15 protein-coding genes and 1 riboswitch are annotated in these 17,623 nt (G+C 70.6%); of the genes, 12 read left to right on the top strand and 3 right to left on the bottom strand.

Annotated elements, in window-relative coordinates:
* The first annotated feature begins 190 nt into the window (after positions 1 to 190).
* The 10 genes from clsA to ABT129_RS33350 all read left to right on the top strand — a co-directional run bounded on the left by clsA (position 191) and on the right by ABT129_RS33350 (position 10,663).
* Entirely contained in the window at positions 191 to 799 is a 609-nt protein-coding gene (gene clsA, locus ABT129_RS33395; RefSeq protein ID WP_351909138.1) for a cardiolipin synthase ClsA, read from the top strand.
* A 116-nt stretch (positions 800 to 915) separates the two neighbouring features.
* Entirely contained in the window at positions 916 to 3,411 is a 2,496-nt protein-coding gene (locus ABT129_RS33390; protein ID WP_351909136.1) for a sugar phosphate nucleotidyltransferase, read from the top strand.
* Between the two features lie 101 nt (positions 3,412 to 3,512).
* Positions 3,513 to 4,442, top strand: a complete 930-nt coding sequence (locus tag ABT129_RS33385; RefSeq protein WP_351909134.1) for a DUF881 domain-containing protein — start codon at positions 3,513 to 3,515, stop codon at positions 4,440 to 4,442.
* A complete protein-coding gene (locus ABT129_RS33380; RefSeq protein WP_015032176.1) occupies positions 4,439 to 4,771 on the top strand; it encodes a small basic family protein in 333 nt (110 codons plus the stop codon). The genes ABT129_RS33385 and ABT129_RS33380 overlap by 4 nt, the downstream gene beginning before the upstream one ends.
* Positions 4,772 to 5,094: 323 nt before the next feature.
* Positions 5,095 to 5,847 carry a DUF881 domain-containing protein gene (locus ABT129_RS33375; RefSeq protein WP_502981985.1) on the top strand — a complete coding sequence of 251 codons (753 nt, stop codon included), beginning with the start codon at positions 5,095 to 5,097 and terminating at the stop codon, positions 5,845 to 5,847.
* An 81-nt stretch (positions 5,848 to 5,928) separates the two neighbouring features.
* The gene (locus tag ABT129_RS33370; protein WP_351909142.1) at positions 5,929 to 6,870 is read left to right on the top strand and encodes an FHA domain-containing protein; all 942 of its coding nucleotides are present in this window, start codon (positions 5,929 to 5,931) and stop codon (positions 6,868 to 6,870) included.
* Positions 6,871 to 6,899: 29 nt separating this feature from the next.
* Positions 6,900 to 7,643: a transcriptional regulator FtsR gene (ftsR, locus tag ABT129_RS33365; protein WP_351909130.1), complete on the top strand. Its 744-nt coding sequence runs from the start codon at positions 6,900 to 6,902 to the stop codon at positions 7,641 to 7,643.
* A gap of 176 nt (positions 7,644 to 7,819) precedes the next feature.
* Complete coding sequence (locus tag ABT129_RS33360; RefSeq protein WP_017238433.1) at positions 7,820 to 8,293, top strand: bifunctional nuclease family protein; 474 nt, start codon at positions 7,820 to 7,822, stop codon at positions 8,291 to 8,293.
* A gap of 192 nt (positions 8,294 to 8,485) precedes the next feature.
* The gene (locus ABT129_RS33355; protein ID WP_351909128.1) at positions 8,486 to 9,151 is read left to right on the top strand and encodes a MerR family transcriptional regulator; all 666 of its coding nucleotides are present in this window, start codon (positions 8,486 to 8,488) and stop codon (positions 9,149 to 9,151) included.
* Between the two features lie 81 nt (positions 9,152 to 9,232).
* A complete protein-coding gene (locus ABT129_RS33350) occupies positions 9,233 to 10,663 on the top strand; it encodes a DNA polymerase IV (RefSeq protein WP_351909126.1) in 1,431 nt (476 codons plus the stop codon).
* 54 nt (positions 10,664 to 10,717) lie between these two features.
* On the opposite strand, the gene ABT129_RS33345 is transcribed toward ABT129_RS33350, so the two are convergent.
* Entirely contained in the window at positions 10,718 to 11,092 is a 375-nt protein-coding gene (locus ABT129_RS33345) for a PRC-barrel domain-containing protein (protein ID WP_351909124.1), read from the bottom strand.
* A gap of 112 nt (positions 11,093 to 11,204) precedes the next feature.
* Positions 11,205 to 11,304: riboswitch (glycine riboswitch) on the top strand.
* 177 nt (positions 11,305 to 11,481) lie between these two features.
* On the opposite strand from ABT129_RS33345, the gene gcvP reads away from it, so the two are divergent.
* Positions 11,482 to 14,367, top strand: a complete 2,886-nt coding sequence (gene gcvP / locus ABT129_RS33340; protein ID WP_351909122.1) for an aminomethyl-transferring glycine dehydrogenase — start codon at positions 11,482 to 11,484, stop codon at positions 14,365 to 14,367.
* A gap of 91 nt (positions 14,368 to 14,458) precedes the next feature.
* Here gcvP and ABT129_RS33335 read toward each other — a convergent pair whose 3' ends face one another.
* Positions 14,459 to 14,665: a DUF5999 family protein gene (locus tag ABT129_RS33335; RefSeq protein WP_041662108.1), complete on the bottom strand. Its 207-nt coding sequence runs from the start codon at positions 14,663 to 14,665 to the stop codon at positions 14,459 to 14,461.
* A gap of 342 nt (positions 14,666 to 15,007) precedes the next feature.
* Positions 15,008 to 15,598, bottom strand: coding sequence for a hypothetical protein (locus ABT129_RS33330; RefSeq protein WP_351909120.1), 591 nt, complete (start codon positions 15,596 to 15,598; stop codon positions 15,008 to 15,010).
* Positions 15,599 to 16,076: 478 nt separating this feature from the next.
* Here ABT129_RS33330 and ABT129_RS33325 point away from each other — a divergent pair, with 478 nt between their 5' ends.
* A complete protein-coding gene (locus ABT129_RS33325) occupies positions 16,077 to 17,576 on the top strand; it encodes a glutamate-cysteine ligase family protein (RefSeq protein ID WP_351909118.1) in 1,500 nt (499 codons plus the stop codon).
* The last annotated feature ends 47 nt before the right edge of the window (positions 17,577 to 17,623 follow it).

The raw sequence follows: 17,623 nt of genomic DNA, 5'->3' as shown, positions 1-17,623 counted from the left end.
TGCAGGGGGGACCCTGTGGGAGAGTAGGACGCCGCCGAACAATTTTTAGCCTCAACCCCCGGACTCTGTCCGGGGGTTGAGGCATTTTTGCGTTCCGGGGCGGGCCGGTGCCCCCTGTGCGCGGGGGCGTCGTGGCTGAGGGTAAGGTCAGGGGGCCATTGTCCATACGTTCTCAGCAGGAGGCCCCCGGGTGGAGGTCCAGGAGACCCGCGTTCAGACCGACCGGGTCCTCACCATCCCCAACATTCTCAGCATGGCGCGTCTCGCCGGCGTGCCGCTGTTTCTGTGGCTGATTCTCCGTCCGGAGTTCGGCGGGCCCAACAGTGACGGCTGGGCGCTCCTCGTCCTGATGCTCAGCGGCGTCAGCGACTATCTCGACGGCAAGCTCGCCCGGCGCTGGAACCAGATCAGCAACCTCGGTCGGCTGCTCGATCCCGCGGCCGACCGGCTGTACATCCTGTCCACCCTCGTGGGGCTCACCTGGCGCGAGATCCTGCCCTGGTGGCTGACCGCCGCCCTGCTGGCGCGCGAGGCCATGCTGCTGGTGATGGTGGGAATCCTCCGCCGGCACGGCTACCCGCCGCCGCAGGTGAACTTCCTGGGCAAAGCTGCGACATTCAACTTGATGTACGCGTTCCCGTTGCTGCTTCTCAGTGACGGAACGGGCTGGCTTTCGTCACTCGCTGAAGTTTTCGGGTGGGCCTTCGCCGGATGGGGTACAACTCTGTATTGGTGGGCAGGGATCCTCTACGTGGTCCAGGTCCGTCGACTCGTGAAGACGGATACCGCGGCCGATTGAGCCCGTCCGTCCTGTGCCGAGCAGCGTCGCCGGCAACAACGAGGACGTCCGAGGGCCACTGAGCGGACAGGTGAAGTCGGCAGGACCGTCGTCTCTTCAAGGAGGACGCTTCCGACATGAAGGCCGTTGTGATGGCCGGTGGCGAAGGAACACGCCTTCGCCCGATGACCTCGAGCATGCCCAAGCCTCTACTGCCGGTGGTGAACCGGCCGATCATGGAGCACGTCCTACGACTGCTCAAGAGGCACGGTCTCAATGAGACCGTCGTGACCGTGCAGTTTCTCGCCTCTCTCGTCAGGAACTACTTCGGCGACGGCGAGGAGCTCGGGATGGAGCTCACGTATGCCAACGAGGAGAAGCCGCTCGGTACAGCGGGAAGTGTGAAGAACGCCGAGGAGGCGTTGAAGGACGACACCTTCCTCGTCATCTCGGGGGACGCGCTCACCGATTTCGACCTCTCCGATCTCATCGCCTTCCACAAGGAGAAGGGCGGCCTCGTCACGGTCTGCCTGACCCGGGTGCCGAACCCACTGGAATTCGGCATCACGATCGTCGACGAGGAAGGAAAGGTCGAGCGCTTCCTGGAGAAGCCCACCTGGGGCCAGGTCTTCTCGGACACCGTGAACACGGGTATCTACGTGATGGAGCCCGAGGTGTTCGACTACGTCGAGGCCGACGCCTCGGTGGACTGGTCGGGTGATGTCTTCCCCCAGCTCATGAAGGAGGGCAAGCCGATCTACGGCTATGTCGCCGAGGGCTACTGGGAGGACGTCGGCACGCACGAGAGCTATGTGAAGGCCCAGGCGGACGTCCTGGAGGGCAAGGTCCAGGTCGACATCGACGGCTTCGAGATCTCGCCGGGAGTATGGGTCGCCGAGGGCGCGGAGGTGCACCACGACGCCGTGCTGCGCGGGCCGCTCTACATCGGCGACTACGCCAAGGTCGAGGCCGGTGCCGAGATCCGCGAGCACACCGTCATCGGGTCGAACGTGGTCGTCAAGAGCGGCGCCTTCCTGCACAAGGCCGTCGTCCACGACAACGTCTACATCGGCCCGCAGAGCAATCTGCGCGGCTGTGTGATCGGCAAGAACACCGACATCATGCGGGCCGCCCGGATCGAGGACGGAGCCGTCATCGGGGACGAGTGCCTGGTCGGTGAGGAATCGATCGTGCAGGGCAACGTCCGGGTCTATCCGTTCAAGACGATCGAGGCCGGCGCTTTCGTCAACACCTCGGTCATCTGGGAGTCCCGCGGGCAGGCCCATCTCTTCGGGGCCCGAGGGGTCTCCGGCATCCTCAACGTGGAGATCACCCCCGAGCTGGCCGTCCGGCTGGCGGGGGCGTACGCCACGACCCTGAAGAAGGGCTCGACCGTCACGACGGCCCGTGACCACTCCCGTGGTGCGCGGGCGCTGAAACGGGCGGTGATCTCGGCGCTGCAGGCCAGCGCCATCGACGTACGGGACCTGGAGAACGTACCGCTGCCGGTGGCGCGGCAGCAGACCGCGCGGGGAAGCGCCGGCGGGATCATGGTGCGTACCTCGCCCGGGGTGCCCGACTCCGTGGACATCATGTTCTTCGACGAACGCGGGGCGGACCTCTCCCAGGGCGGGCAGCGCAAGCTCGACCGGGTGTTCGCCCGGCAGGAGTACCGCCGGGCCTTCCCCGGAGAGATCGGTGACCTCTCCTTCCCGGCGAGCGTCTTCGACTCGTACACCGGGTCGCTGCTGCGGAACGTCGACACGACCGGGATCGCGGAAGCCGGTCTGAAGGTGGTCGTGGACGCCTCCAACGGCAGTGCGGGGCTCGTCCTGCCCAGCCTGCTCGGGCGGCTCCAGGTCGACTCGCTGACGATCAACCCCGGGCTCGACGAGTCCAGGCCCACCGAGTCGGTCGAGAGCCGGCGCGCCGGGCTCGTACGGCTCGGGGAGATCGTGGCGTCGGCGCGGGCCGCGTTCGGGGTCCGGTTCGACCCCGTCGGTGAGCGGCTGTCGCTCGTGGACGAGCGGGGCCGGATCATCGAGGACGACCGGGCGCTCCTGGTGATGCTCGACCTGGTCGCCGCCGAGCGGCGTTCCGGGCGGGTCGCGCTGCCGGTGACGACCACACGGATCGCCGAGCAGGTCGCCGCGTACCACGGCACCCAGGTGGAGTGGACGACCACCTCGCCCGACGACCTCACCAGAGTCGGACGCGAGGAGTCGACGATCTTCGGCGGCGACGGCCGTGGCGGGTTCATCGTGCCCGAGTTCAGCAGTGTCTTCGACGGTGCCGCCGCCTTCGTGCGGCTGATCGGTCTCGTCGCGAGGACACAGCTCACGCTCAGCCAGATCGATGCGCGGATTCCGCGGGCGCACGTCCTCAAGAGGGACATCGCGACCCCGTGGGCCGTGAAGGGCCTGGTGATGCGCCGGGTGGTGGAGGCGGCGGGCAACCGCTCCGTGGACACCACCGACGGCGTCAGGGTGGTCGAGGCCGACGGCCGGTGGGTGATGGTGCTGCCCGACCCGGCCGAGGCCGTCACCCATCTGTGGGCGGAAGGTCCCGACGACGCCTCCGCCCAGGCCCTGCTCGACGAGTGGGCCGAGGTGGTCGAGAGCGCAGGTCGCTGAGGGATCGCACCCTCAGGCCGGGAGGTGCCCGCTCGGGTGCCTCCCGGCTTCGTCGTGGGGCCATTCGGCGGTAGGCCGTGCGACGTGCGACGATGTGCGGCATGTCGCAGCAGCCCCCCGTTCGGAGCACCGGATCGCCTCCGCCGCGCCCGGACGCGTCCATGTCGCTGCTGAACAACGTGATCGACCACGCGCTCGACGACGGCTACGCCGAGGCGACCGCCCGGCGCGCCGCCGAGGGCGGGGGACTGCCGCGCAGCCTCCGGGCCAAGCTCGGGGTGGCCGCCGGTCTCGTGCTCGCCGCGGCCGTGGTGACCGTCGGCGCCGCCGAGGCACGGATCTCCGCGCCCGTCGTCGCCAAGGAACGGCAGGAACTGATCGACCGGATCGAGGCGGAGACGTCCACGGCCGATCAGCTGGAACAGGACGTCGAACGCATCCGCTCCGAGGTCGGCGAACGCCAGCGGCAGGCGCTGCAGGAGCACGGCGGCGACCAGGCCGAGCTCGTCGCTCTCCTCTCCGGGGCGACCCCGGTGCACGGGCCCGGCGTGAAGCTCGTCGTCGACGACGCCAAGGGCACCGACAGCGGTGGGGGCGGACCGCGGGAGAGCAGTGGTTTCTCCGACACGGGGCGGGTACGCGACCGGGACATGCAGCGAGTGGTCAACGGGCTGTGGGAGTCGGGCGCCGAGGCCGTGGCCATCAACGGCCAGCGGCTGACATCGCTGTCCGCGATCCGGGCCGCCGGCGACGCCATACTGGTCGACAACAAGCCGCTGGTGCCGCCGTACACCGTCCTCGCGATCGGGGACGGGCAGCGGCTGAGCACGGCGTTCCAGGACAGCGCCGACGGGCAGTACTTGCACGCGCTGGTGGAGAACTTCGGGATCAGGAGCAGCATCTCGGCCGAGGGCGACGTACGCCTGCCGGCCGCGCCGAGCTTGAGCGTACGTACCGCAGAGCCGAGGGGGGCCGGGGCGGCGACGCCCTCCGGTCGGGCCACGGCCGACACAGGGAAGGGCACATCGTGATCGCCGTACTGGGCCTGATCGTCGGAGTCGTGGTGGGACTGTTGGTCCGCCCCGAAGTTCCGGCGGTGGTCGAGCCCTATCTTCCGATCGCCGTGGTCGCCGCCCTCGACGCGGTCTTCGGCGGCCTCCGGGCCATGCTGGACGGGATCTTCGTCGACAAGGTCTTCGTGGTCTCGTTCCTCTCGAACGTGGTCGTGGCCGCGCTGATCGTCTTCCTCGGCGACAAGCTGGGCGTGGGCGCCCAGCTGTCGACCGGTGTGGTCGTCGTGCTCGGCATCCGGATCTTCTCCAACGCGGCCGCCATCCGGCGCCACGTCTTCCGGGCGTGAGGCCGATGAGCGAGAACCCGCAGGAACCGCAGAAGCCGCAGGACCCCCAGGAGCCGCGTGCCCCTCAGGACGCGCGGAAGCCGCCGAGTTCCCAGGAGCCGCCGAGTTCCCACGGGCCGCAGAGCCCTCAGGGGCCGCACAGCCCCCAGGGTCCGCTGGACCCGCGTGTGCCTCAGGAGTCGCGCAAGCCCCTCGACCCGCGCGGGGGCGAGGGGGCGGAGGCGCCGGAGGGCGCCGGTAGGGGTGCGGAGAGCGCCGGACCGGCCGAGCCCGAGGAGCCTTCGGGTTCCGTCTACGGCGGGACCGCGGACCACGACGTCCGGGTGCCGGTGACGCCGCCCGCTCCCGGGGCCGAGTCCAGCGGGCGGCGCAGGCTGGCCTCCGCGCTGTGGCCGCCCCGTGTGACCCGCGCCCAGCTCATCGTGGCGCTGCTGCTCTTCGTCCTCGGCCTCGGCCTGGCCATCCAGGTCTCCTCCACCAGCGAGAACAGCGCGCTGCGCGGGGCCCGCCAGGAGGACCTGGTGCGGATCCTGGACGAGCTCGACGACCGCACGCAGCGCCTGGAGGACGAGAAGGCCCGGCTCGAGAAGCAGCGGACCGAGCTGGAGTCCAGCTCCGACCAGGCCGAGGAGGCGCGCAAGCAGACCCAGGAGAAGGAGCGGCAGCTCGGGATCCTGGCCGGCACCGTCGCCGCCGAGGGGCCCGGCATCACCCTGACCGTCGGCGACCCCACCGGGGCCGTCGAGTCGGACATGCTGCTCGATGCCATCCAGGAGCTGCGCGCGGCGGGTGCCGAGGCGATCCAGGTCAACGGTGTGCGGGTGGTCGCGGACAGTTATTTCACCGGTGGCGGTGAAGACATGCGGATCGATGGAACGAAGGTGGCCGCTCCGTACGTCTTCAAGGTCATCGGCAAGCCGGAGGATCTCGAGCCCGCGCTCAACATCCCCGGCGGTGTCGTGCAGACCCTGGAGAAGGAGCAGGCCACAGCCACGGTGGAGCGGTCGGCGAAGATCGTCGTCGATGCCTTGCGACCCGCGAAGCGGCCTGACTACGCTCAGTCGTCCTCCCAGTGAGAGGGGGACGAGGGGGGTCCCGCGACATGGGCACGACGTTGCGGGGGGTCGGCGCACCACAACGGTGGTGCGTGGTGGAAACTGTCCGGAGGATACGGACGTTGTGAAGGTGTCCGGGTCGGCAGGTGTGATGGATCTCGGTTCGTCCTGCCCCACGGGCGGGTCTGTTTCGGTCAAGGGGAATCGCCCGTGAAGTTGTTTGCGAAGTTGTTCGGCAAGAGCGCACGCGAGGACGGCGGCAACGCCAGGCACCGCGCGCCGCGCCATGCCCAGAGCGAGGAGCAGGGCGGCGAGCGCCCCCTCTTCCGCGACGAGGTCGGTGGCCAGGGCGGTGACATTCCGGGCACTCAGGGCGCGTCGTCTGTTGACCCCGCCGGGGCCGCCCGCATAGGTTTCGGAGAACCATCAACCTCAAGTACGGGTGGAGGGTTTGCCCCCGATCCGTACGCGACACAGACCTCGGCGGGGCAGCCGCGGCAGGAGGATGCGTCCATGCCGGTGTGTACGAGGTGCGGTCACCGCAACACGGCCGACAGTCGCTTCTGCTCCCACTGCGGTACGCCGCTGCGCGGCGGGGTCGCTCCCGAGCGCGCGTCGGAGACGACGTCCACGATCTCCATCTCGGGCCTGGAGGCCTACGACGCGGAGGTCACCGGCCAGACGCAGCTGCCTTCGCTCTCTCCCGAGGCGCTGGCGGCCGTGGAGGCGCTGCCTCTGGGCTCCGCGCTCCTCGTGGTGCGGCGTGGTCCCAACTCCGGCAGCCGGTTCCTGCTCGACGGTGAGCTGACGACCGCCGGCCGTCACCCCCAGAGCGACATCTTCCTGGACGACTTCACGGTCTCCCGGCGGCATGTCGAGTTCCGGCGGGCCCAGGACGGCAGCTTCACCGTCTCCGATGTCGGCAGCCTCAACGGCACGTACGTCAACCGTGAGCCGATCGACTCGGTCGTTCTGTCCAACGGCGACGAGGTGCAGATCGGCAAGTACCGGCTGGTCTTCCACTCGAGCCAGCGGGGCGTGTGACGCCTCGGAGAAGCCTTCAGGGAAGGTCCATGCTGCGAACACCGACGGGCGGCGCCGGATCCGGCGCCGCCACCGCGGGCGACAGGCTGGTGAGCATCGGCTCGGTGCTGAACCAGCTGCGCGACGAATTTCCCGAAGTGACCATCTCCAAGATCCGGTTCCTGGAGGCCGAGGGGCTCGTAGAGCCCCGTCGTACGGCCTCCGGGTACCGGAAGTTCAGCCCGCAGGACGTGGAGCGGCTCGCTCAGATCCTGCGGATGCAGCGGGACCACTATCTTCCGCTGAAGGTCATCCGCGAGCACCTCGACGCCCTCGCGAGGGGGGAGCAGATCCCGCTCCCCGCCCCGGGGCGCCGTCGGGACCTGATCGAGGGCGCCTGGGAGCAGGAGACCGAGCCGCCGACCGCCGCGCGGATCGGGCGGGCCGAGCTGCTTGCCGCGGCCGAGGTGACAGAGACCGATCTCGTCGCCTGGGAGTCGTACGGTCTGATCTCCGAGACGGAGGCCGGGGGCTACGACCCCGAGACCGTCACCGTCGCGCGGCTGGTCGCGGATCTGGGGCGGTTCGGCCTGGAGCCCCGGCACCTGCGGGCCGTCAAGGCGGCCGCGGACCGGGAGGCCGGGCTGATCGAGCAGGTCGTCGCGCCGCTGCGCCGGCACCGCAATCCGCAGACCAGGGCGCATGCGGAGGCCACCGCGCAGGAGCTGGCGGCGCAGTCGGTGCGGCTGCACGCGGCGCTCGTCCAGACCGCTCTGGGAATTCGGCTCCAGTGACCCCGTGAGGGTCCGGGACCGGTTCGGCACGCTCGGACGCGGCCTCGGACGCGCCTTCGTCCCGGCCTCGGAGGGCCGTCCGGGAGCGGCCTCCGTACGGGTTCGGCGGTCGGTTCGGCACGTCCTTGGACGGGCCCGACTATCCAAACCGGTCGGGCACGTCCTAGGGTTGCTGTGTGAACGAGCTCGACGTTGTGGGTGTCCGGGTGGAAATGCCCTCCAACCAGCCGATCGTGCTCCTGCGTGAAGTGGGAGGCGATCGGTACCTCCCCATCTGGATCGGACCGGGGGAGGCGACCGCGATCGCCTTCGCCCAGCAGGGGATGGCGCCTCCGCGGCCGCTGACGCACGACCTGTTCAAGGACGTGCTGGAGGCCGTGGGGCAGGAACTTACCGAAGTCCGCATCACGGATCTGCGTGACGGGGTCTTCTACGCCGAGCTGGTCTTCGCCAGCGGCGTCGAGGTGAGCGCGCGCCCGTCGGACGCGATAGCACTGGCCCTCCGGACCGGAACGCCGATCTTCGGCAGTGACGGTGTCCTGGACGACGCGGGCATCGCGATTCCGGACGAGCAGGAGGACGAGGTGGAGAAGTTCCGCGAGTTCCTCGACCAGATCTCTCCGGAGGATTTCGGGACCAACAGTCAGTGAGCCGAAGCGGCGCGGCCGCATGCCGTTCACGGGGTGCTGTCAGGGCATTCGAGTAGCCTTTCCCCGGCGAGAGACATGGGAAACCACTCTCAGGGTGATTATCACTCGGCGTGCCGAGTGTGGCGATCGTTGACGCACCCCGAGTGACTGCCTACCTTCGTGTGGGCAGGTCAAGGACGGAGGGTCGGCGTGATGAGCAGCGCGGACGGTACGGCAGGGAGCTCGCTCGGACGCGTGTCCGGAGAGGGCGGTCCGTATCCGCTTCACGGCAGTGGGGGCGACTTCGGTACGGACGCCGGTGCGGGGACCGGGTCGGGCACGGGACAGGTGGCCGGACAGGGTTCCGGTCCGGGCGAGGCCGGTGAGGTGGTCGGCTACCGCGGCCCCACGGCCTGCGCGGCGGCCGGGATCACGTACCGCCAACTGGACTACTGGGCCCGCACGGGTCTCGTGGAGCCGAGCGTGCGGCCGGCGTACGGGTCGGGGACACAGCGGCTCTACAGCTTCCGCGATGTCGTCGTCCTGAAGATCGTCAAGCGCTTCCTCGACACCGGGGTGGCCCTGCAGAACATCCGGGCCGCCGTGCAGCACCTGCGCGCCCGGGGCTTCCGCGATCTGGAGCGGATGACGCTCATGAGCGACGGGGCCACGGTGTACGAGTGCTCCTCGCCCGACGAGGTCGTCAAGCTGCTCCAGGGCGGACAGGGCGTCTTCGGCATCGCCGTGGGCGTGGTCTGGAGGGACGTGGAGACGGCCCTCTCGCAGCTGCACGGCGAACGGGTCGACACGGGGGAGACGCTCGTGGGGAACAACCCGGGGGACGAGCTGGCGCGGCGGCGCCGCGACAGGGCCGTCTGAGGGCCTGCCGCCGCCCGGTCCCCGGGCCGGTGGCGGGTCGGTGCGGTCGCGTTGTCAGTGGTGTGAGGCAGCATCGGACGCGTGAGAGCCGCGCCCACCATCCTGCATCTCGACATGGATGCGTTCTTCGCCGCCGCAGAGCAGGCGTCGAAGCCCAGCCTGCGCGGAAAACCCGTGGTCGTCGGTGGTCTCGGGCCCAGGGGTGTCGTCGCCACCGCCTCGTACGAGGCACGCCGGTTCGGGGTGCACTCGGCGATGCCCATGGGCCAGGCGCGGCGGCTCGCCCCGAACGCCGCCTACCTCGTCCCCCGCTTCGCCTTCTACCGGTCGATCAGCGAGCAGGTGATGGAGCTGCTCGGGCGGCTCTCCCCGCTCGTGGAACCGCTCAGCCTCGACGAGGCCTTCGTGGACCTGGAGGCCGGAGGCGTGGCCGACGACAGCGCGAGCGCGCGCGCCGCGGGGGAGCGGCTGCGGGTGGACATCCTGGCGACGACCGGCCTGACGGGGTCCGTGGGGCTCGCCGGGTCCAAGATGATCGCGAAGATCGCCTCGGAGGAGGCCAAGCCCGACGGACTCGTCCTCATCGAGCCGGGGACGGAGCGGGAGCTGCTCGGGCCGCGTTCGGTGCGGATCCTGCCCGGGGTCGGGCCGGCGACCGGGGAGCACCTGCGGCGGGCCGGGATGACCACCGTCTCCGATCTCGCGGAGGCGGGCGAGGACGAGCTCGTACGGCTCCTCGGGCGGGCGCACGGGGCCTCCCTCCACCGCATGGCCCAGGGGTACGACGATCGGCCCGTGGTGGCCGAGCGGGACGCCAAGTCGGTGTCCGTCGAGGACACCTTCGACGTCGACCTGCACGACCGCGTGCGGATCAGGACCGAGGTGGAGCGGCTGGCGGAGCGGTGCGTGGGGCGGCTGCGGGCCTCGGGGCACTCGGGACGGACCATCGTCCTCAAGGTCCGGCGGTTCGACTTCTCCACGCTCACACGGTCCGAGACGCTCCGGGGGCCCACGGACGACCCGGGTGTGGTGCGGGAGGCGGCGGGGCGGCTGCTGGAGGGGGTCGACACGACGGGGGGTGTGCGGCTGCTGGGGGTCGGGGTGAGCGGGCTCGCCGACTACACGCAGGAGGATCTGTTCGCCCAGGCCGAGGCGGAGGCGGTGGCCGAGGCGATGGCGGGGGCAGCGGCCGATGCGGGGGCCGGGGCCGAGGCGGGGGCCGGGGCTTCTCCCGGTTCGGGAGGGGCCGAGGAGGGTGACGGGGCCCCGGGCGCGACGGCCGTGGCCCCCGCCGGGCCCGGGACCGAGGGGGCCGGCGAGCGGCACTGGTCGCCCGGACACGACGTGCGGCACGCCGTGTACGGGGCCGGGTGGGTCCAGGGGAGCGGGGTCGGGCGCGTCACGGTGCGGTTCGAGTCGCCCGGGTCGAAGCCGGGGCGGGTACGGACCTTCGCGGTGGACGATCCCGAGCTCGTGCCCGGGGAGGCGTTGCCGTTGGTGGGTGGGGAATAGGGGCGGCGGCCCCCGGGCGCGCCCGGGTCCGCCCGCGCCGCCCCTGTGAGGGGGCTACTGGCCGTCCTGGCCCGCCAGGCGGCCGAAGTCGGCGTCCGGGGCGTCGCTGGGCGGCGGGGGGAGCGCAAGGCTGTAGTGACGGTAGAGCTGGAGCTCCTGTTCGGGGGAGAGGTGGCGGCCCACGCCGAAGTCGGGGGCGTCCTTGATGAGCGCCCGCTCGTACGGGATGTGGAGACCGTCGTCCAGCAGGTCGCTCGGTTCCAGGGGAACGAAGGCGTCCCGGCTGAACAGGCCCGTGCGGACGGCCGCCCACTCGGGGATGCCGGTCGCGTCGTCCAGGTACACCTCGTCCACGGTTCCGATCTTGTGCCCGCTCCGGTCGTACGCCTTGCGGCCGATCAGGCTGCGCGGATCGATATCGGTCTGCACGGTCCCTCCAACTGGTCGCAACTGCTCTACACCCTACGAAAGTGCACATCTGGGATGTCGGCCACTTGAGCGATGGGAGCCGCAACCTCGCTGGTAGGCTGGCTGTGGCTGTCGACCCTGTGCGGGAGAGTCCCCCGGAGAAACCTTCCGGTGGGCGCCGAAGGAGCAAATCCTCCCCGGAATCTCTCAGGCCCCTGTACCGCGCGGACGAGGTCACTCTGGAAAGCAGAGCGGTGTCCGACGGCATGCGCTCTCACCGACGGTGAAAGCCGGCGTGCCGCGAAGCGTGCCGGTGAAACTCTCAGGTTGAGATGACAGAGGGGGAGGCCGTCCGGGTACCCGCGCCGTGGTGCCCCTCGCAGGTCGTGACGACCAGGAGGCCTCCGTACATGACCGCCAACCGCATTCCGCTCTCCGAGCTCGAACAGGGCATCCCGTTCGAGCAGCGGCACATCGGACCCGACGCCGAGGCGCGCGCCAAGATGCTCGCCCAGGTCGGTTACGGCTCCCTCGACGAGCTCACGGCCGCCGCCGTTCCGGACGTGATCAAGAACGCCGAGGCGCTCGGCCTGCCGGCCGCGCGCACCGAGGCCGAGGTGCTCGCCGAGCTGCGCACGCTCGCCGACCGCAACCAGGTCCTCGCGCCCATGATCGGCCTCGGGTACTACGGCACCTTCACCCCGCCGGTGATCCTGCGGAACGTGATGGAGAACCCCGCCTGGTACACCGCTTACACCCCGTACCAGCCGGAGATCTCGCAGGGCCGCCTCGAGGCCCTCCTGAACTTCCAGACCGTCGTCGCCGACCTGACGGGGCTGCCCACCTCCGGCGCCTCCCTCCTCGACGAGGGCACCGCGGCCGCCGAGGCCATGGCGCTCGCCCGGCGCGTCGGCAAGGTCAAGAACGGTGTCTTCCTCATCGACGCCGACGCCCTGCCGCAGACGATCGCCGTCATCGAGACCCGCGCCGAGCCGACCGGTGTCGAGGTCGTCGTCGCGGACCTCGGCGACGGCATCCCGGCAGAGATCGCCGAGCGCGGCGTCTTCGGCGTGCTCCTCCAGTACCCCGGTGCCTCCGGCGCCGTCCGCGACATCAAGCCGCTGATCGACGCCGCCCACGAGCTCGGTGCCGTCGTCACCGTCGCCGCCGACCTGCTCGCGCTCACCCTGCTCACCTCGCCCGGCGAGCTGGGTGCGGACATCGCCGTGGGCACGACGCAGCGCTTCGGTGTGCCGATGGGCTTCGGCGGCCCGCACGCCGGCTACATGGCAGTCCAGGACAAGCACGCCCGCTCCCTGCCCGGCCGTCTGGTCGGTGTCTCCGTCGACGCCGACGGGAACCGCGCCTACCGCCTGGCCCTGCAGACCCGCGAGCAGCACATCCGCCGCGAGAAGGCCACCAGCAACATCTGTACCGCACAGGTGCTGCTCGCCGTCATGGCCGGCATGTACGCCGTCTACCACGGCCCCGAGGGCCTCAAGGGCATCGCGCGCCGCACCCACCGGTACGCCGCGATCCTCGCCGCCGGCCTGACCGCCGGAGGCGTGGAGCTCACCCAGGGCGCCTTCTTCGACACCCTCACCGCCCGCGTGCCCGGCAAGGCCGACGAGGTCGTCGCCGCCGCCCGCGAGGCCGGTGTGAACCTCTACCGCGTCGACGCCGACCACGTGTCGATGTCCTGCGACGAGACCACCGGGCGCGCCCAGCTCGCCGCCGTGTGGGGCGCCTTCGGCGTCACCGCCGACGTCGAGGCCCTGGACGCCGACGCCGAGGACCGGCTGCCCGCCGGTCTGCTGCGCTCGGACGCGTACATGACCCACCCGGTCTTCCACGCGCACCGCTCCGAGACGTCGATGCTGCGCTACCTGCGCAAGCTCGCCGACCGCGACTACGCGCTCGACCGCGGCATGATCCCGCTCGGCTCCTGCACGATGAAGCTGAACGCGACGACCGAGATGGAGTCGGTGACCTGGCCCGAGTTCGGCCAGATGCACCCGTTCGCCCCGGTCGAGCAGGCGCAGGGCTACGTCACGCTCATCACCGAGCTGGAGGAGCGCCTCGCCGAGGTCACCGGCTACGACAAGGTCTCGATCCAGCCGAACGCCGGCTCGCAGGGCGAGCTGGCCGGTCTCCTCGCCGTCCGCGCCTACCACCGCGCCAACGGCGACGAGCAGCGCACGGTCTGCCTCATCCCGTCCTCCGCGCACGGCACCAACGCCGCCTCCGCGGTGATGGCCGGCATGAAGGTCGTCGTCGTGAAGACGGCCGACGACGGCGAGGTCGACGTCGAGGACCTGCGCGCCAAGATCGCGCAGTACCGCGACGAGCTGTCCGTGCTGATGATCACCTACCCGTCGACGCACGGCGTCTTCGAGGAGCACGTCGCCGACATCTGCGCCGAGGTCCACGAGGCCGGCGGTCAGGTCTACGTCGACGGCGCCAACCTCAACGCGCTGGTGGGTCTGGCCAAGCCGGGCCACTTCGGCGGCGACGTCTCGCACCTGAACCTGCACAAGACCTTCTGCATCCCGCACGGCGGCGGCGGTCCGGGCGTCGGCCCGGTCGGCGTCCGCGCCCACCTCGCGCCGTACCTGCCGAACCACCCGCTCCAGCCCACCGCGGGCCCGGAGACCGGCGTCGGCCCGATCTCGGCCGCCCCGTGGGGCTCCGCGGGCATCCTGCCGATCTCGTGGTCGTACGTGCGCCTGATGGGCGGCGAGGGCCTCAAGCGCGCCACCCAGGTCGCCGTGCTCGCGGCGAACTACATCGCCAAGCGCCTCGAGCCGCACTTCCCGGTGCTCTACACCGGCCCGGCCGGTCTGGTCGCCCACGAGTGCATCGTGGACCTGCGCCCGCTGTCCAAGGCGACGGGCGTCACGGTCGACGACATCGCGAAGCGTCTGATCGACTACGGCTTCCACGCGCCGACGATGTCGTTCCCGGTGGCCGGCACGCTCATGATCGAGCCCACCGAGTCCGAGGACCTGACCGAGCTGGACCGCTTCTGCGACACGATGATCGCGATCCGGGCCGAGATCGAGAAGGTCTCCTCGGGCCAGTGGCCCGCCGACGACAACCCGCTGCGCAACGCGCCGCACACCGCGGCCGCGCTGGGCGGCGAGTGGAACCACGCGTACACGCGCGACGAGGCCGTCTTCCCGGCCGGGGTCTCGGCCGCCGACAAGTACTGGCCGCCGGTGCGCCGCATCGACGGTGCCTTCGGCGACCGGAACCTGGTCTGCTCCTGCCCGCCGCTGGACGAGTACGACAACTGATCATGGAGTGAGGGCCGGTTCGGAGGAGTTCCTCCGGGCCGGCCCTCGGCTTTTCCGCTCTCGTGCGGTGTCGGTGTCGGCTCCGCACCCCTCAGGCGGCGGTCGTCACCTGCCCCGCCGTCAGCGGCCGGTGGGGGGCGATGATCTGCCCGTCCGGCAGCAGTTCACCGGTGTCCTCGAAGAGCAGGACGCCGTTGCACAGCAGGCTCCAGCCCTGCTCCGGGTGGTGTGCCGTCAGTCGGGCCGCCTCCCGGTCGGCGGAGTCGGCGGTGGGACAGGCAGGCTGGTGCTGGCACATGGGTGGGTTCTTTCGCTGCGTCGTGGTGGATGTCCTGCGGCTCTTCGCGCTCATCGCCGCCCCCGTCGGTCGGTTCGGTTCCGGTCCGGTCCGGTCCCAGTCTTGCCCCATGGACGCTCTTCCGCAGGGATTTGGCGGCAGCTCGTCCTTTCCCGGTAAGACGCATCACCCGCAGGGGCGGTTCAGGTCAACTGCACCGTCTCTTCGGGTGGTTCGGGGTGGTCCTAGTGGGCTAGTCCGTCCGGGAGGAGCGTTCGGGCGGAGCGTTCGAGCGGGGGGCTCGGACAGCAGTACGCCCCGTGACCCGGGTGGGTCACGGGGCGGAGACGCACGTGCGATGCATCAGGCGGGCGCCGCCGAGCCCAGGAGGGGCGGCGGCGCGAGGCGCGTACTCAGCACGGGCAGGAGGTCCGCGACCTGATAGGCGCGGTGGGCCGCGATCCCCGGCGGGGCGGGGGCCAGCGGCACCAGCAGATCGGCCGCGGCCGGGGACGTGGTGGCCCCGTCCGCCTCCGGTTCGGCGTGCAGCCAGAGGGTCAGCATGTACAGCTCCGGTACGGAGAGCAGTCGCGGCTGGTACGGGGCGGGCAGCGCCTCGGCCTGGAGCAGCGCCCGCTCCGTGGCGGTGACGTACGGCCCCTCGAAGAAGTGCGAGAAGGACCAGCCGTCGGGGGTGAGCATGGTGTCCGCGGCGGCGATCGCCCGGTCCCCGTTCCGGATGAGGAAACGCCAGCCGGCGAGTCGGGTACGGGGCGCGTGGCCCGGTGTCCCGGCGATTCCGAGGACGTGTACGGGCAGGGGGAGTTCGGGGCTCAGTGGTCCCTGCGCCGCCCGTAGGGCGGGAGTTCGTGCCTCGCGGACGGCGGTCGGTGAGCCGAGGGCCGCGAGGACACTGCGGAGGGCCGGCGCGGGGGCCGGAGAGGGTCGGAGCATGGTGGGTCGCCTCTCACTCAGGAGACACGTTGATGCGTGGGCAGGTACGACGGCGCTGTCAGCGGCGGGGCCAGAGAGGGCCATGAGGCCATGGCCGGGCGCCAACACTCTGCCTCGTCCGCGGAGTTTATACGACACGTGTTCACACAGTGTTTCCGCTAGACGGCTCCGATATTCCTGGCAAGGCGTCATCAGGCCGTAAATCGAGGGGAGTCGAAGCGGAATCCCGTGGTGCTGTCGCTTCCACCTGCGTATTCCTCGCGAAGGCGGACGGCTGGATTTCGATCCCGAGTTCCGAGGCAATAGGACGTTGGTATATGTCGATTGTCGTATGCCGCTGGAACGTGACGGTGGTGCACTGCATCCAGCCTATCCTCCGACAGGCTTCCCCCGCAGGAGTTATGGATCAGTCGGGTGGGCATCATCGATCGTGACGCGCGGCCGTCATGGCGGCCGCCCACTGGGGAGGGACGCTTCGATGGGGGAGAAGGTCGTGGCCGACGGGTTCGGCCCGTCCGACCGGCAGCAGTACCGGAGAAAGCTCCAGCAGTGCCTCGCGGGGCTCGCGAGGCTCCTGGCGGAGAAGAGGTTCGACCGCCCGCGCAATCTCATGGGCGTGGAGATCGAACTCAATCTCGCGGGCGCCGACGGACTGCCCCGGATGCTGAACGGTCCGGTTCTCGAAAAGATCGCGAGCCCCGATTTCCAGACGGAACTCGGAATGTTCAATCTCGAAGTGAACATCGCGCCCCACCAGCTCGGCGGGCGCGTATTCGACCGGCTCGCGGAGGAGATCGGAACCGGAATCGGATATGCCGACCGCAAGGCGGCGGAACTCGAAGCGGGCGTCGTCATGATCGGCATACTGCCCACGCTCACCCAGGACGACCTGGTCTTCGAGAACCTGTCGACGGCCGACCGCTACACGCTCCTCAACGACCAGATCCTCGTCGCCCGGGGAGAGGAGTTCACGCTCGACATCCACGGCGTCGAACGGCTCCGGTGTACCTCGGACTCGATCGTGCCCGAGTCGGCCTGCACCTCGGTCCAACTGCACCTCCAGGTGACGCCGGCCCGGTTCGCCGCCGTGTGGAACGCGGCGCAGGCGGTGTCGGGGGTCCAGATCGCCCTCGGTGCCAACGCCCCCTTCGTCTTCGGCCGCGAGCTGTGGCGCGAGTCCCGGCCGCCCCTCTTCCAGCAGGCCACCGACACCCGGCCGCCCGAGCTGCAGGCCCAGGGCGTCCGGCCGCGCACCTGGTTCGGGGAGCGGTGGGTCGACTCGGTGTACGACCTCTTCGAGGAGAACGTCCGCTACTTCCCCGCCCTGCTGCCCATCTGCGACGACGAGGACCCGCAGCTCGTCCTCGACGAGGGCGGGGTGCCCCGCCTCCAGGAACTCGTCCTGCACAACGGCACCGTCTACCGCTGGAACCGGCCCGTGTACGGCTGGGTCGACGGGGTCCCGCACCTGCGCGTCGAGAACCGGGTGCTGCCGGCCGGGCCGACCGTCACCGACGTCATCGCCAACGCGGCCTTCTACTACGGGCTGGTGCGCGCCCTCGCCGACGACCCCCGGCCGGTGTGGCGGCGGATGTCCTTCGAGGACGCCGAGGCCAACTTCGACACGGCATGCCGCCACGGCATCGAGGCGGAGCTGCGCTGGCCCCGCCCGGGCCGGGCGGGCGGCATGGCGACCGTCCCGGCGGTACGGCTCGTCCTCGACGAACTGCTGCCGCTCGCCGCCGCCGGGCTCGACGCCTGGCACATCGAGCCCGCCGACCGGGACTTCTACCTCGGCGTGATCGAACAGCGCTGTCTGCGGAAGGTGAACGGCGCCTCCTGGCAGGCCGACACCTTCCACCGGGCCCTGGAGTCGGGGCTCGACCGGGAGGCCGCGCTCGCCGCGACCACCCGCCGCTACCGGACCCTGATGCACGCCGGGGAGCCGGTGCACACCTGGCCGGTGGGGATCGACTGAGCCCGGCTCCTCCCCGGGAGCTTCGCGGGCGGGGGTGGGGGCGGGCC

This window comes from Streptomyces sp. NPDC002057 (assembly GCF_040296665.1).
GTDB lineage: Bacteria > Actinomycetota > Actinomycetes > Streptomycetales > Streptomycetaceae > Streptomyces.
This window is presented reverse-complemented; position numbering and strand designations above follow the sequence as displayed.